General features: G+C 60.3%; 12 protein-coding genes. 7 read left to right on the top strand and 5 right to left on the bottom strand.

The window, feature by feature from the left end; translation table 11 throughout:
- Window positions 1-12: 12 nt before the first annotated feature.
- The 5 genes from ACLB1Z_RS17320 to ACLB1Z_RS17300 form a co-directional block, all read right to left on the bottom strand.
- The gene (locus ACLB1Z_RS17320) at window positions 13-774 is read right to left on the bottom strand and encodes an ABC transporter permease (protein WP_409560962.1); all 762 of its coding nucleotides are present in this window, start codon (window positions 772-774) and stop codon (window positions 13-15) included.
- Window positions 771-1,697, bottom strand: coding sequence for an ABC transporter ATP-binding protein (locus ACLB1Z_RS17315; protein ID WP_409560961.1), 927 nt, complete (start codon window positions 1,695-1,697; stop codon window positions 771-773). The genes ACLB1Z_RS17320 and ACLB1Z_RS17315 overlap by 4 nt, the downstream gene beginning before the upstream one ends.
- 67 nt (window positions 1,698-1,764) lie before the next feature.
- The gene (locus tag ACLB1Z_RS17310) at window positions 1,765-2,514 is read right to left on the bottom strand and encodes an SDR family NAD(P)-dependent oxidoreductase (RefSeq protein WP_409560960.1); all 750 of its coding nucleotides are present in this window, start codon (window positions 2,512-2,514) and stop codon (window positions 1,765-1,767) included.
- 51 nt (window positions 2,515-2,565) lie between these two features.
- Window positions 2,566-5,781, bottom strand: a complete 3,216-nt coding sequence (locus ACLB1Z_RS17305; protein WP_409560959.1) for an efflux RND transporter permease subunit — start codon at window positions 5,779-5,781, stop codon at window positions 2,566-2,568.
- Between the two features lie 48 nt (window positions 5,782-5,829).
- Entirely contained in the window at window positions 5,830-7,032 is a 1,203-nt protein-coding gene (locus ACLB1Z_RS17300) for an efflux RND transporter periplasmic adaptor subunit (protein WP_409560958.1), read from the bottom strand.
- Window positions 7,033-7,464: 432 nt separating this feature from the next.
- On the opposite strand from ACLB1Z_RS17300, the gene ACLB1Z_RS17295 reads away from it, so the two are divergent.
- From ACLB1Z_RS17295 to hpnE, 7 genes are all read left to right on the top strand, one after another.
- Entirely contained in the window at window positions 7,465-8,115 is a 651-nt protein-coding gene (locus tag ACLB1Z_RS17295) for a TetR/AcrR family transcriptional regulator (protein ID WP_409560957.1), read from the top strand.
- A 158-nt stretch (window positions 8,116-8,273) separates the two neighbouring features.
- On the top strand, window positions 8,274-9,527 hold the full coding sequence (locus ACLB1Z_RS17290) for a PQQ-dependent sugar dehydrogenase (RefSeq protein WP_409560956.1): 1,254 nt from the start codon (window positions 8,274-8,276) through the stop codon (window positions 9,525-9,527).
- A 36-nt stretch (window positions 9,528-9,563) separates the two neighbouring features.
- A complete protein-coding gene (gene hpnA / locus ACLB1Z_RS17285) occupies window positions 9,564-10,565 on the top strand; it encodes a hopanoid-associated sugar epimerase (protein WP_409560955.1) in 1,002 nt (333 codons plus the stop codon).
- Window positions 10,562-11,725 (top strand): glycosyltransferase, encoded by a 1,164-nt coding sequence (locus ACLB1Z_RS17280; protein WP_409560954.1) that lies wholly within the window; start codon window positions 10,562-10,564, stop codon window positions 11,723-11,725. Before hpnA ends, ACLB1Z_RS17280 begins: the two co-directional genes overlap by 4 nt.
- The gene (hpnC, locus tag ACLB1Z_RS17275) at window positions 11,722-12,612 is read left to right on the top strand and encodes a squalene synthase HpnC (RefSeq protein ID WP_409560953.1); all 891 of its coding nucleotides are present in this window, start codon (window positions 11,722-11,724) and stop codon (window positions 12,610-12,612) included. Before ACLB1Z_RS17280 ends, hpnC begins: the two co-directional genes overlap by 4 nt.
- Window positions 12,602-13,444, top strand: a complete 843-nt coding sequence (gene hpnD, locus ACLB1Z_RS17270; RefSeq protein ID WP_409560952.1) for a presqualene diphosphate synthase HpnD — start codon at window positions 12,602-12,604, stop codon at window positions 13,442-13,444. The genes hpnC and hpnD overlap by 11 nt, the downstream gene beginning before the upstream one ends.
- Window positions 13,445-14,698, top strand: a complete 1,254-nt coding sequence (hpnE, locus tag ACLB1Z_RS17265) for a hydroxysqualene dehydroxylase HpnE (RefSeq protein ID WP_409560951.1) — start codon at window positions 13,445-13,447, stop codon at window positions 14,696-14,698.
- Window positions 14,699-14,703: the final 5 nt, after the last annotated feature.

Genomic DNA, 14,703 nt, shown 5'->3' with positions numbered 1-14,703 from the left:
CGGCTCTCGCCGTCACGCCTTCAGGCGATAGCCCGTCCTGAAGATCCACCAGACGATGCCCATGCAGATCGCGAGAAACACAAAGATCATCAGCACGCTGACGCCGACATTCACATCCGAAATCTCATAGAAGCTCCAGCGGAAGCCGCTGATGAGATAGACGATGGGATTGAAAAGCGTCGCCGTCTGCCAAGCGGGCGGCAGCATCTTGATGGAATAGAACGTGCCGCCCAGAAACACGAGCGGCGTGATGATGAGAAGCGGCACCGCTTGCAGCTTCTCGAAGCCGTCCGCCCAGACGCCGATGACGAACCCCAGCATGCTGAAGGTCGCGGCCGTCAGGATCAGAAAGCCCAGCATCCAGAACGGGTGCGCGATATGGATCGGCACGAACAGGCTCGCCGTCGCTAAAATAAGCAGCCCCAGCAGGACCGCTTTCGTCATCGCTGCGCCGACATAACCCAGCACGATCTCGAACGGCGAGATCGGCGCTGAGAGATGCTCATAGATCGTCCCGGTGAAGCGCGGAAAATAGATGCCGAACGAAGCGTTCGACGTACTTTCCGTCAATAGCGACAGCATCATCAACCCCGGCACGATAAACGCCGCATAGCTGACGCCCTCGATGTTCGATATCCGCGAGCCGATGGCCGCGCCGAATACGATAAAATAGAGCGAGGTCGAGAGGACGGGCGAAATTACGCTCTGCATGAACGTGCGTTTCCACCGCGACATCTCGAAGGTGTAGATGGCTCGAACGGCTTCGATGTTCATCGCTTTTCCTTCACGAGATCGACGAATATGTCTTCCAGCGAACTTTGCGTCGTCGACAGATCCTTGAACGTGATGCCGGCCGCGCGCATGTCGTTCAGCAGCGCCGTGATGCCGGTGCGCTCTGCGCGTGTGTCGTAGGTGTAGATCAGCTCGCTCTTGTCGGCTCCGAACTGAAGGCCGTAAGCACCGAGCGTTTCCGGAATAACGTCGACGGGAGCGGAAAGCTGCAGCTGAAGCTGCTTCTTGCCGAGCTTGCGCATCAGCTCGTTCTTTTCTTCGACAAGAATGATCCGCCCCTTGGCGATGACGCCGACGCGATCGGCCATCTCCTCGGCTTCTTCGATGTAGTGCGTCGTCAGGATAATGGTGACGCCCGTTGCGCGAAGTTCGCGAACGATGTTCCACATTTCGCGGCGAAGTTCGACGTCGACGCCGGCCGTCGGCTCATCGAGAAAAAGAATGCGCGGTTCATGCGCCAACGCTTTCGCGATGAGCAGACGCCGCTTCATGCCGCCGGAAAGCGTCATGATGCGCGCATCCTTCTTGTCCCACAGCGACAGGTCGCGCAGCACCTTTTCGACCAACGCCGGATTGCGCGGCTTGCCGAACAGGCCCCGGCTGAAATTGACGGTCGCCCACGGCGTCTCGAACATGTCGGTTGAGAGTTCCTGCGGCACCAGGCCGATCATCGCGCGAACGGCGCGATAGTCCGTGACGATATCCTTGCCATCGACGGTGATCCTCCCGGCTGACGGATTGACGATGCCGCAGATCGTGCTGATCAGAGTGGTCTTGCCTGCGCCGTTTGGACCGAGCAGAGCGAAGATCTCGCCCTGCTTGATCTCAAGATTGATATCTTTCAGGGCCGTGAAGCCGGAGGCGTAGGTTTTCGAGAGATCGGCAACGCGAATGATCGTTGTCATATTCAGGACTGTTCTGCTCTTTTGGCTGCGAGCGCCGGGAGGGGATCGCAGCCCAACCAGCATGTTGTCAATGGTATCCGCCTGCGACCCGGATAGTTTCGCCCGAGACCCAGCCGGAATTGTCCGAAGCGAGGAATAGCACGACTTTTGCGACATCATCGGGTTGTCCGATCCGGCCGAGAGGCGTTCCCGCAACCATCTGTTTCTCTAAATCGGTGCCAATGAGGCCGAGCGTATGAACACCTTCCGTTTCGACGGGGCCGGGAGCGATGCCGTTGACACGGATTTTTTTCGGACCGAGTTCCGCGGCGAGCACGCGTGTTACGGCGTCGATCGCCCCTTTAGTCGCCGAATACGAAACGGTTGTCGGCATTGAGGCGGTGCTCGCAATAGAGCTAACGTTGATGATGCTGCCGCCGTTCGGACCGAAATTCTTGAGTGCTTCTCGCGCTGTTAAGATGGTGCCGAGTACATTGATGTTGAAGAGACGATGAAACTCGTCTTCAGTCAACGCGTCGAGAGGTTGGAAGGCGTAGACACCGGCATTGTTGACCAGGATATCGAGAGAACCGAACGCTTTTTTCGTCTCGGTGAAAATGTGCTCGACGTCGGCCGCTTTCGCGACGTCGCCTTTGATGGCAATTGCTTTGCCGCCTTTGGCAGTAATGTCCGCGACCACGCGGTCAGCGCCTTCTTTGCTCGATGCGTAGTTGACTGCAACAGAGGCGCCCGCTTCTGCCAGTGTTCGTGAAATTTCAGCGCCGATGCCCTTCGACGCGCCAGTTACGATGGCCACTTTGCCTTGCAAGATGCCCATAGGGGTTCTCCTCCTATTGCTTGTTCGATTGTGAATCTTCGCGCCAATTATTTATTCAGCCGGAACGGGTGGGGCGTGACCGTGCGATTCGTGTGAATGCGCCACCGGAGCCAAGACATCGCCCGTATGCTTCAGCGGTCTGTTGCCGCTGAGCTTGCGCAGGATGACGTAGAACACCGGCGTCAGGAATATGCCGAATACCGTCACGCCGATCATGCCGGAAAACACGGCGACGCCCATGGCACGTCGCATTTCCGCGCCCGCTCCGATGGAAGTGACAAGCGGCACAACACCCATGATGAAGGCCATGGACGTCATCAAGATCGGCCGCAGCCTGAGCCTGCTTGCTTCAATCGCGGCCTGCACCGGATTGCGTCCGGCAAATTCCAGCTCTCGCGCAAATTCCACGATGAGAATGGCGTTCTTCGCCGACAAGCCCACGAGCACGATCAAACCGATCTGCGTGAAGACGTTATTGTCGCCGTGCGAAAGATAGACGCCCGTAATCGCCGCCAGCAAACCCATCGGCACGATAAGGATGATCGACAGCGGCAGCACGAGGCTTTCGTACTGCGCCGCAAGTACCAGGAAGACCAGGAACACAGACAGCGGGAAGACCCAGATGCCGGAGTTGCCAGCAAGAATTTCCTGATACGTGAGATCAGTCCACTCGAAGCCGATTCCTTTGGGAAGCACCTGTGCCGCGATACGCTCGACGGCAGCCTTCGCTTGCCCCGACGAATATCCCGGCGCCGCGCCGCCATTGACGTCGGCCGTCAGGAAGCCGTTGTAACGCATGGCGCGTTCCGGTCCGGCAATCTGCTTGATGTTGAGCAACGCCGAAAGTTGAATCATCGCGCCGGAATTCGAACGGACTTTCAGCAAGCCGATGTCTTCCGGCCGCGCGCGATACTTCGCGTCCGCCTGCACGCGAACCGAATACGTGCGTCCGAATTTGTTGAAGTCGTTGACGTAGAGCGATCCGAGATAGATCTGCATCGTATCGAACACGTCTTGCACAGCGACGCCAAGCTGCCGCGCTTTCGTGCGGTCGATGGCGGCGTAAAGCTGCGGCACGTTCACCTGATAGGACGTGAAGATTCCCGCAAGTTCCGGCGCTTTGTTCAAGGCCGCCGTGAAATCCGTCATCGCCTTGGTCAGTGCGTCGTAGCCCAAGCCTGCGCGGTCTTCGACCTGCAGCTTGAAACCGCCAATGGTTCCGAGCCCCTGCACCGGCGGCGGCGGGAACATGACAATGAACGCATCTTTGATGACCGCATATTCCTGATTGAGCTTACCCGCGATGGCCGGGCCGCTGAGATCGGGCGATCGCCGCTCGGCAAAGGGTTTTAGCGTCGCAAAGACGATGCCGGAGTTGGAGCTATTGGTGAAACCGTTAATCGACAGGCCGGGGAACGCCACCGCGCTTTCGACGCCCGGCGTCTTCAACGTGATTTCGCTCATCTTACGAATGACGTCTTCCGTCCGGTCAAGCGTTGCACCATCGGGAAGCTGCGCAAAGCCGACGAGATACTGCTTGTCCTGTCCCGGCACGAAGCCGCCGGGGACCGACTGGAACAGACCGTAGGTTACGCCGATCAAGCCGAGATAGATGAAAAACGCCAGCGCCTTGTGGCCAAGGATGCGTTTGACGCCGCCGCTGTAGGCATCAGAGCCCCAGCTGAAGGCGCGGTTGAAGCGTCGGAAGAACCAGCCGAATGCGAAGTCCATGCCGCGCGTCAGCCAGTCCTTCGGCTCATCGTGTCCTTTGAGCAGAACGGCGGCGAGAGCAGGGGAGAGCGTCAGCGAATTGACGGCCGAGATCACCGTCGAGATCGCAATCGTCAACGCAAACTGCTTGTAGAATTGCCCTGTCAAACCTGTGATGAGCGCCAGTGGCACGAACACCGCGACGAGCACAAGGGCAATGGCGATGATCGGTCCGGACACCTCGCGCATGGCCTGAATGCTCGCGTCGCGCGCGGACAGGCCGTTCTCGATATTGCGTTCGACGTTTTCGACGACGACGATCGCGTCGTCCACCACAATGCCGATGGCGAGCACCAGCCCGAACAGCGTCAGCGCGTTGATCGAAAATCCGAACACATGCATCACCGCAAACGTGCCGATGATCGACACCGGAACGGCAATCAGCGGAATGATCGACGCACGCCACGTCTGCAGGAACAGAATAACAACGAGAACAACCAGCGCCACCGCTTCGAGCAGCGTGTGAATGACGGCCTCGATTGACGCCCGCACGAACTGCGTCGGATCGTAAACGATCCGGTAATCGACGCCTTCGGGCATGTACTTCTTCAGTTCCGCCATTGTCGCGCGGACGTTGTCTGAGATCTCGATGGCGTTCGAGCCGGGCGACTGGAAAATCGGAATAGCGACAGCCTGCTTGTTGTCGAGCAGCGAGCGTAACGAATAATCGGCGGCGCCAAGTTCAATGCGCGCAACATCGCGCAGGCGCGTCACCTGATTGTTATCACCTGCTTTGACGACAATGTTGCCAAACTCCTCTTCCGTCGTCAGGCGTCCTTGCGCATTGACGGAAAGCTGGAAATCGAGGTTCGGCAGCGACGGTGATGAGCCGACGACACCCACGGCGGCTTGAACATTTTCGGCGCGCACGGCGTTGACGATGTCCATCGCAGAAAGGCCAAGCTCCGCAGCCTTCGCCGGATCGACCCAAACGCGCATCGAATAGTCGCCCGAGCCGAATAGCTGTACGTCGCCGACGCCGTTGATGCGCGCCAGGCGATCCTTGACGTTGATCACCGCGTAATTGCGCAGATACGTCATGTCGTAGCGGTTGTTTGGCGACAGCAAGTGCACGACCATCGTCAGGTCGGGCGAACTTTTTACCGTTGTGATGCCGAGCGCGCGTACGTCTTCAGGCAGGCGCGGCTCCGCCTGTGCTACGCGGTTTTGTACCAGCTGTTGCGCCTTGTCGGGATCGGTCCCCAGACGGAACGTTACCGTGAGTGTCATCAAACCGTCGGTCGTCGCCTGGCTGCTCATATAGAGCATGCCTTCGACGCCGTTGACCTGCTCCTCGATTGGCGTCGCAACGGTCTCCGCAATCACCTTTGGGTTGGCGCCCGGATAGTTGGCGCGCACCACGACCTGCGGAGGGACGACCTCCGGATATTCCGAGATTGGCATTGCCGGCAGCGAGATCAGGCCGCCGAGAAAAATTAACGTCGACAGCACGCCCGCGAAGATCGGACGGTCGATAAAGAACTTCGAGATATTCATGACAAGCGTGCCTGACGAGGTTGGTATGAAGCCTTGCTGTGTTGAGGCTTATTGTTGAGGAATGTCCGCGGACGCGTGCTCTTCCGTCAGCGGCTGGCCGTTCATTGCCACTGACTCCGGAGCCACTTCGTCGCCAGGCTTCACGTGCTGAAGACCCGCGACGATGATGCGATCGCCCGTATTGAGGCCTTTCGTGATGATGCGCAGATCGTCCGTCATCGCGCCGAGCTTCACTTCGCGATAGACGGTCTTGTTGTCCGGGTTGACGATCATCACGTACTTTTTGTCTTGGTCCGTTCCGATCGCCCGTTCGCTGATCGCGACCACCGGCGCGGGTTGGAACCGGGCCAGCCGGACGCGAACGAATTGCCCGGCAATCAGCCGCCCATCGCTATTGTCGAAGCGCGCGCGCAGGCGCACGGTGCCGCTCCCGACGTCGACTTTATTGTCGACGAACTGAAGCGCGCCTGGCTGCCAGACGCCTTCGTTGATGGCAGTCGACATCTGGACGGCGATCTTCTCGACGTGCGCCGACGCGTTGGCTTCCGGCGAGAGCGTCGCAAGGGCGCGCGCGACGACGTTTTCATCGGCGTTGAAGCTCGCGTAGATCGGATTGACAGACACGAGCGTCGTCAGCAGCGGCGCGTTTGGCCCAGCCTCGACAAGATTGCCGACTGTAATCTCTCGACGCCCCACGCGCCCGGAAACCGGCGCGCGCACTTCCGTCCATTCGAGATTGAGTTTCGCAGTCCGCAGCGCCGCTTGCGCGCTTTTCAGATTGGCGACGGCCGCATCGTAGGCATTCGCGCGTGTATCGAGTTCGCGTTCGGAAAGCGCATCGCCGATGATCTGCCGTGCGCGCGCAACGTCGGCCTTGGTGAAGACCACCTGAGCTTGTGCAGCCGCGACGACGCCGTTCAGCCGGTCCACCTCCGCTGCATAAGGCGCCGGGTCGATCGTCACCAGCGAGTCGCCAGCCTTCACCATCGCGCCTTCGCGGAAGTGAATGGCGACGATCTGCCCGGCGACGCGGGGGCGCAGATCGACACGCTCGACTGCTTCGAGGCGACCTGAGAATTCATCCCAGACGCTTGCCTCGCGCGCCTTGACGGTTGCGACCGAAACGGCGACCGGGGCGTGAGCCGGTGCCTCTTGCGCGAAAGTCGCGTCGAACGGCACGCCGACGAGTGCTATCGCGACTGCCGACGCCGCTAGGCCGTTCAAAAATTTGGATCGTGTTTTGCTGCTCATGATCGTCGATCTCTTCGAGGTTTGCTGGTCGCACGGCCCCAAGACCGACCCTTGCCGGACCGGCCGTGCGCGCGAAAATTTGGGGAGCGAGAACGCCAGCCGTTGCGCCGGCTGCCGTTCTCGGACGGCTTTAGGAGAAATTGTCGAGGCTGAGCCCCGGATGCCAACGGTCGTCACGCTCGCTGAGTTCAGTCGGCGTTGGCGCCTGGCGATATCCACAGGCGGATACAACAAACGGGACGTGATCCTCGTCGGCCATTGTCTTGCCGCCGCGACCAGCGAACCATCCTGTCAAACCCCGAAGGGCCGCTGCGGTCGTAAAAGTGAGAGAGCTTTTCATGACGAGCGCGTTCCCTATATATATACCGAGCGGTACGGATATAGGTCGCGGTAAGGTGCTGTCAACTACTATTTGTACTGATGAGTACGTAAATGTATAGTGGGTCAGCGAAGAAAACGAAGTTCGGGAGAGAAGCGGTGCAAAAAGAAGCGGTGCATAAAGGCCGCCCGCGCGAGTTCGACGTCGAAAAGGCGCTGGACAAGGCGCTCCACGTCTTCTGGCAGCATGGCTATGAGGGCGCCTCTCTGTCGGACCTGACGGAGGCCATGGGCATCAGTCGCCCAAGTCTCTACGCGGCCTTCGGTAACAAAGAGGAGCTTTTTCGCCGCGCTCTTGACCGCTACGCCGAAAAGGGCCCAGGCGCGATCCAGTCGGAAGCCCTGGCGGAACCGACCTCCAGAAAGGTCGTCGAACATCTTCTGCATTCGGTCGTGCTGTCGCTGACCGACCCCTGTAATCCTGCCGGATGCCTTGCCGTACAAGGCGCGCTGACGTGCAGCTCGGCCGCTGAATCGATCAAGCAGGAGCTTTGCAAACGCCGTTCCGAAGCTGAGGAAAATCTCCGCTGTCGCTTCGAGAAAGCCAAGGCTGAGGGCGATCTTGGCGCCGATTCAGATCCTGCCGCCCTCGCGCGTTATGTCTCGACCGTGACCCAGGGCATGTCGGTGCAGGCCTCGGGTGGTGCCTCTCGCAATGAGCTGCTTGCCGTCGCGGAGATGGCCCTGAAGGCCTGGCCAGCCTGATGGCGGACATGCCGAGAACCGCGCTTGCCTGCGGCGGCCGGGTCTTGTAGGTCGCGCCAGGCACGGCCACGTCTCTTCACAACTGAAAATAATCTGCGGAGCATGCGCTTATGGCGAATGGCTTGATCACGCGTCTTGTCGGAAACCGATCTCGCCGAGTGGGTTTCAACGCAGCAGCTTTCGTCCTAGCCACGCTGGCGATATCGCCGCTGTCGGCAGTCGATCGCGCGCGGGCCGACGAAACCTGTCCTGACGGCAATGCGGGCCTCAAGTTGCCCAAGGGGTTCTGCGCCACGATTTTCGCCGACAATGTCGGCTCACCCCGCCACTTGGCCGTTTCCGCCGATAACGTCGTTTACGCCAACAACCAGAAATCGTTGCTTGCGCTCAAAGACACGAAGGGTGTGGGGCACGCCGATGTCATCGAAAAATTCGGGCCGCCCGGCGAGGGCGGCACGGGCATCGGCGTTTACAGGAATTGGCTTTATGCTGAGATCGGTGATGAGATCGTTCGCTATCAGTTGAAACCCGGCGAGATCGCTCCAACCAGCAAGCCGGAGGCGATTGTTTCGCAATTGCCTATCGACGGCGATCACCGGCCGCGCCCGTTCGCAATCACGCCTAAAGGCGAGATGTTCGTCGATCTCGGCTCGGCGACGAATTCTTGTCAGGAAGAGAACCGCACCAAAGGGTCTCCCGGCATCGACCCGTGCACAGAGCTTGAAACGCGCGCCGGTATTTGGCGTTTCGATGCCGATACGCCGGGCCAGATCTTCTCATCCGCTCAGCGTTACGCGACAGGTCTGCGAAACGCCGAAGGCATCGACTACGGCGCAGACGGCCGCCTCTACGCCACCCAGCATGGGCGCGATCAGCTTTCTCAAACTTGGCCGAAGCTTTACTCATCCGAGCAAAGCTCCGATCTTCCGGCCGAAGAACTCGTCGAAGTGCGCGATGGCGGCGACTACGGCTGGCCGTATTGTTATTACGACGGTTTTCAGAAAAAACTGGTCCTCGCACCGGAATACGGCGGTGATGGCGGCAAGGCCGTTGGGCGCTGCGCCGACAAACTCCCGCCGGTTGCCGCCTACCCAGGACACTGGGCGCCGAACGATCTGAAAATCTATAAGGCGAAGCAGTTCCCTGACACATATCAGGGCGGCGCATTCATCGCCTTCCACGGTTCGTGGAATCGGTCGTCCGGCGGCCAGCAGGGCTATAATGTCGTCTTCCAGCCGTTGAAGGATGGCAAAGCCTCTGGCCCGTATATCATTTTTGCTGATGGCTTCCGGAACGGAGACGGAACAGGCGTCGAGCATCGTCCCACAGGGCTTGCAGTCGGTCCCGACGGTGCGCTTTACGTTGCCGACGACGCTGCCGGCCGCATCTGGCGGATCGTCTACAAAGGCTGACGTTTTAGATCGTATTCGCGAGCGGGGCGCGGAGACTTGGCAGCAAAAGACATCGCGTTCCTGACAGGCGCTTCGGGCTTCGTCGGCTCGGCCGTCGCACGCAAACTTCTCGACGATGGGTTTGCGGTGCGCGCGCTGGTTCGTAAGAGCAGCAATCGCGCTAATCTCGCAGACATTCCGCTCGACATCGTCGAGGGCGATATCCGCGATGCGGCTCTCGTCGAAAAGGCCATGCAGGGCGCGCGTTACGTCTTCCACGTCGCCGCCGACTATCGCCTGTGGGCGCCCGATCCTGAGGAGATCGTCAGAACTAATACAGAAGGCACGCGCGCCATCATGAGTGCCGCGCAGAAGGCCAGCGCCGAACGGATCGTCTACACATCGAGCGTCGCCACTTTGCGCTTGGCTGGTGATGGCACGCCGTCCGACGAAACGATGCCACTCAAGGCGGAAGACGCCATCGGCGCCTATAAGAAAAGCAAGGTGCTGGCCGAGCGTCTTGTCGAACGCATGATTGCCGACGACAACCTGCCGGCGGTTATCGTTAATCCCTCCACACCGATCGGCCCCCGCGACGTGCGGCCAACGCCGACCGGCCGCATTGTCGTCGAGGCTGCGGTTGGCCGGATGCCTGCCTACGTCGAGACGGGCCTGAACCTGGTCCATGTCGATGATGTCGCGGAAGGTCACGTTGCCGCCTTGAAGAAGGGGCGAATTGGCGAGCGATATATCTTGGGGGGCCAAGACATGACGCTCGGGCAAATGCTCGCCGAAATCGCGCAACTCGCCGGACGCCGCGCGCCGACGATCAAGCTGCCGCGTGGGCTGATCTATCCGATCGCCTATGGCGCCGAACTCGCCGCCCGCGTGACGGGCCGCGAGCCTTTCGCGACTGTCGATGGCTTGCGCATGGCGAAGTACAAAATGTTCTTCTCCTCCGCGAAGGCGGAGCGCGAGCTTGGCTATCGGGCGCGTCCGGCACGCGAAGCTTTGGCGGAAGCCTTCAATTGGTTTCAGCGCGCGGGGTACCTCAAGTGACCGCGCTGACCGTCATCGCGAGTATCGGCCTCGTCGCGTGGCTCTATCTTCTCCTTTTCAACGGCGGCTTCTGGCTGAGCAGCGAACGCGAGGAAGCTGAGCAGAACAAATATCCTGAACCCAAAGTTTGGCCGCGCGTCACAGCCGTTATCCCGGCACGTAACGAAGCCGATATGCTGCCAGGATCTCTGACGTCGCTCGTTAAGCAGGATTATCCCGGCGCCTTTTCGATCGTCCTTGTCGATGACCAGAGCACCGACGGGACCGCCGACGTCGCTCGTGCCATTGCCGCGGCGTCGAACCGCGAGATTACCATCGTCAGCGGCGCACCGCTGCCGCCACGCTGGACCGGCAAAGTCTGGGCCATGCATCAAGGCATCGCGACGGCATCGGCAGGAGACGCGCCGCCGGAATACCTGCTCTTGACGGATGCCGACATCGGCTATCGTCCTGATGTTCTGAAATCGCTGGTTGTTGGCTCGACCGCGAAGGGCCGCGCCATGACGTCCGTGATGGCCAAGCTCAAATGTGACAGCCTCGCCGAGCAGTGGCTGGTCCCCGCCTTCATCTTCTTTTTCGAGATGCTTTACCCGTTCCGTCGCGTCAACCGGCGCGCTGATCGCACCGCCGCCGCAGCGGGCGGCTGCATGCTTGTCGAACGCACTGCACTTGAGCGCGCAGGCGGCATCGCTGGCATCCGCGGCGCCCTTATCGACGACTGTGCGCTCGGAAAACTGTTGAAAACGCAGGGTCCGATTTGGCTTGGACTTTCCGACCGTGTCCTGAGCCTCAGACCCTATGAGACCTTCGAAGATATTCGCCGAATGGTTGCGCGATCGGCCTATGCCCAGTTGCGTTATTCGCCGGTTTTGCTGGTCGGAACGGTCCTCGCGATGCTCGCAATTTATGTTGCGCCGCCCGCTCTGGCTGTACTCGCCGCCTATCCGGCGAATATGCTCGCTGCCGTAACGTACCTATTGATGTTTATCGCATATCAGCCGACGTTGCGCTTTTACAACCGTTCGCCACTTTGGGGCTTGGCGCTACCACTTATTGCGACGGTGTATGTGGGTTTCACGTTAGATTCGGCGTATCAGCATGTACGGGGTCGAGGCGGTCTGTGGAAGGGCCGCGTTCAAGCCGAAGTAGGGCGGCAATGACAGTCGATACGAAGTACAAATCCGGCAAGTCGGAGTGTGACGAGAACTTTCCCGTCGCTTCGCGTATCGTCGCTGCGCGCCATCGCGCGCCGATCCTGGCGTTCTACCGTTTTGCTCGCGCCGCTGACGACGCCGCCGACCATCCGACGCTCGATCCGCAATCGAAGCTTTCGATCCTTGATGCACTTGAAGACACGCTGCTCGGTCGTTCCGATGCTGCAACGGATGCGATCGCGCTGCGCGAGCAGCTGCAGCTTCGAAACCTCAGCTCGCAGCATGCGCTCGATCTTTTGAAAGCCTTCCGGCAGGACGTCACGAAGCTCCGCTACGAGACGTGGGAAGAACTTCTCGATTATTGCCGCTATTCGGCGATGCCGGTCGGCCGCTTCGTGCTCGATGTCCACGGCGAGTCCAAGTCGACGTGGCCGGCATCGGACGCGTTGTGCGCAGCACTGCAGATCATCAATCATCTGCAGGACTGCGCGAAGGACTATCGCAATATCGACCGCGTCTACATTCCGCGAATGGATCTCGCCGCGCATGGTATCGGTGTCGAAGCGTTGGCGGAGCCGCAGGCATCTCCCGCGCTTCTGGCGTGTATCCACGCTCTGGCCGAGCGAACCGAGACGCTGATGCCCGATGCCGCGTTGCTTCCGCCGGGCGTTTCCGATCTTCGTCTTGCCGCCGAGACGTCTGTCATTGTTGAACTCGCGCGCAAGCTGATTGCCATTTTGAAAACGCGCGATCCACTGTCGGAGCGCGTGCATCTGTCAAAATTGCAGGCGGCGATGGTCGCTTCACGCGCCACAGCTGCTACGGTCGCGAGCCGGGCTCTTGCACGTTTCGCGTTTTCGAAGTCGACGGGGATGATGCCGCATGAGCGCTGAAGTTGATACCTTGAGTGCCGAAGACGTTCCGGCAGCGGCAAGCAGCTCATTCTATGCCGCGATGCGGGTGCTCCCGCGCTCGCAACGGGATGCGATGTATCACGTTTACGCCTTTTGCCGGGCGGTCGATGACATCGCCGACAACGGCGGCTCGCGCGAGGTGCGCCACGCCGACCTCGAACGCTATCGCACCGACATTGAGCAATTGTACGCTACCGGCCGCACGACGCCGCGCACCCGCGATCTGCTCGTGCCGATCCGGCAGTATGGTCTTCTGATGGACGATTTCATCGCCGTCATTGACGGCATGGAGATGGACATCCTCCGCGATCTACGCGCGCCGGAATGGAAAGTTCTCGATCTCTATTGCGATCGCGCCGCCTCTGCGGTCGGACGTCTGTCGGTGCGCATTTTCGGCATGGATGAGAAGCCTGGGATCGAGCTGTCGCACAATCTCGGCCGTGCTTTGCAGTTGACGAACATTCTGCGCGACATCGACGAAGACGCCGCGATGGGCCGCCTCTATTTGCCCAAGGAAGCGCTGCGTGATGCCGGTATCGACGACACATCGATTGACGGCATTCTTGCCAATCCGGCATTGGATCGTGTCTGTCGCGGCATCGCCCAGATCACACGGAAATACTACGATCGCTCCGAAGCGATTATGGCCGCCGCGCCGCGTCGCGCAGTGCGGTCGCCGCGCATGATGGCGACGGTCTATCGCGGCATTCTCGAAAAGCTGATCGCCCGTGGCTGGAAAGCGCCGCGCGTGGACGTGCGTCGTTCGAAGCGCACCGTCATCTGGGCGGTTCTGCGTGACGGCATCTTCTGAATGACGAGCGGCACCGTTCACATCGTCGGGGCCGGTCTCGCCGGCCTTTCGGCGGCGGTTGCGCTGGTCGGTCAAGGACAAAAGGTCGTCGTCCACGAACTCGCGCGCCACGCAGGCGGCCGCTGTCGATCCTATTTCGAGCCGGCGCTCGGAATGACGATCGATAACGGCAATCATCTTCTGCTGTCGGGAAACGCCAGCGCGCTTGCCTTTCTCGACAAAGTCGGCGGCAGGCATCTTCTCGATGAGCCGCAGCACGCCGAATTCCATTTCTTCGACCTCGCTGCCAAAAACAGCTGGGTGCTGCGGCCGAACGACGGCCCTGTGCCGTGGTGGATATTCAGCAAGGACCGCCGCGTGCCGCAGACGCGGGCGAGCGACTATCTTCGTCTCGGCCGCCTCTTGAAGGCCGCGCCATGCGAAACGGTCACGGAAAAGATCGACTCGAACTCGGTGCTCTATAAGCGGCTGATGGAGCCGGTACTGCTTGCGGCGTTGAATTGCGATCCTAAGGAAGGGTCGGCGCAACTCGCAGCTGCCGTCATTCGCGAAACGCTCGGGCGGGGCGGCAAGGCCTGCCGTCCGCTGTTCGCCGCCAATGGTCTCGGACCCGCGCTCGTCGATCCAGCAATTGCATTCATCGAGAAAAACGGTGGCGAAGTACGCTTCGATCATTCTCTCCGCGCCATCGAATGGCAGGACGCGCGCGCTCGCGCCCTGCAATTCGACGACGGCCGGGTCGAGTTTGGTCGCGACGACCGCATCGTCCTCGCCGTACCGGCCTGGGTGGCGAAAACGCTTGTCCCCGAATTGCGCGTGCCGACCAAATACCGTTCGATCTTCAACGCCCACTTCGCGTATCCATCGCCGAAAGGCGTGCCGAAGATTACCGGCGTCATCAATGCCACGACGGAATGGCTGTTTGCCTTCGACGACAGGCTATCGGTAACGGTTAGCTCAGCCGATCGATTCAACGAAGCCGAGCGCGAGCCACTCGCCCGCCGCATCTGGTCCGAGGTTGCGACAATCGCCGGGATCGACGCCAACCTTCCGCGATGGCAGATCGTCAAGGAACGCCGTGCGACTTTTGCGGCAACGCCGGACGAGAATACCTTGCGACCTCGCGCGCAAACGCACTGGAAAAACCTTTTTCTTGCCGGAGATTGGACCGCCACCGGCCTTCCCGCGACAATTGAGGGCGCGATAAGGTCAGGCGAAGCCGCTGCCAAACTGGCGATGGCGACACAACTCTGATACGA

Origin of the sequence: Hyphomicrobium sp. MC8b, assembly GCF_905067615.1 — a bacterium.
Lineage (GTDB): Bacteria > Pseudomonadota > Alphaproteobacteria > Rhizobiales > Hyphomicrobiaceae > Hyphomicrobium_B.
The sequence above is the reverse complement of the archived record's forward strand: the minus strand, read 5'-3'. Positions and strand labels throughout refer to the sequence as shown.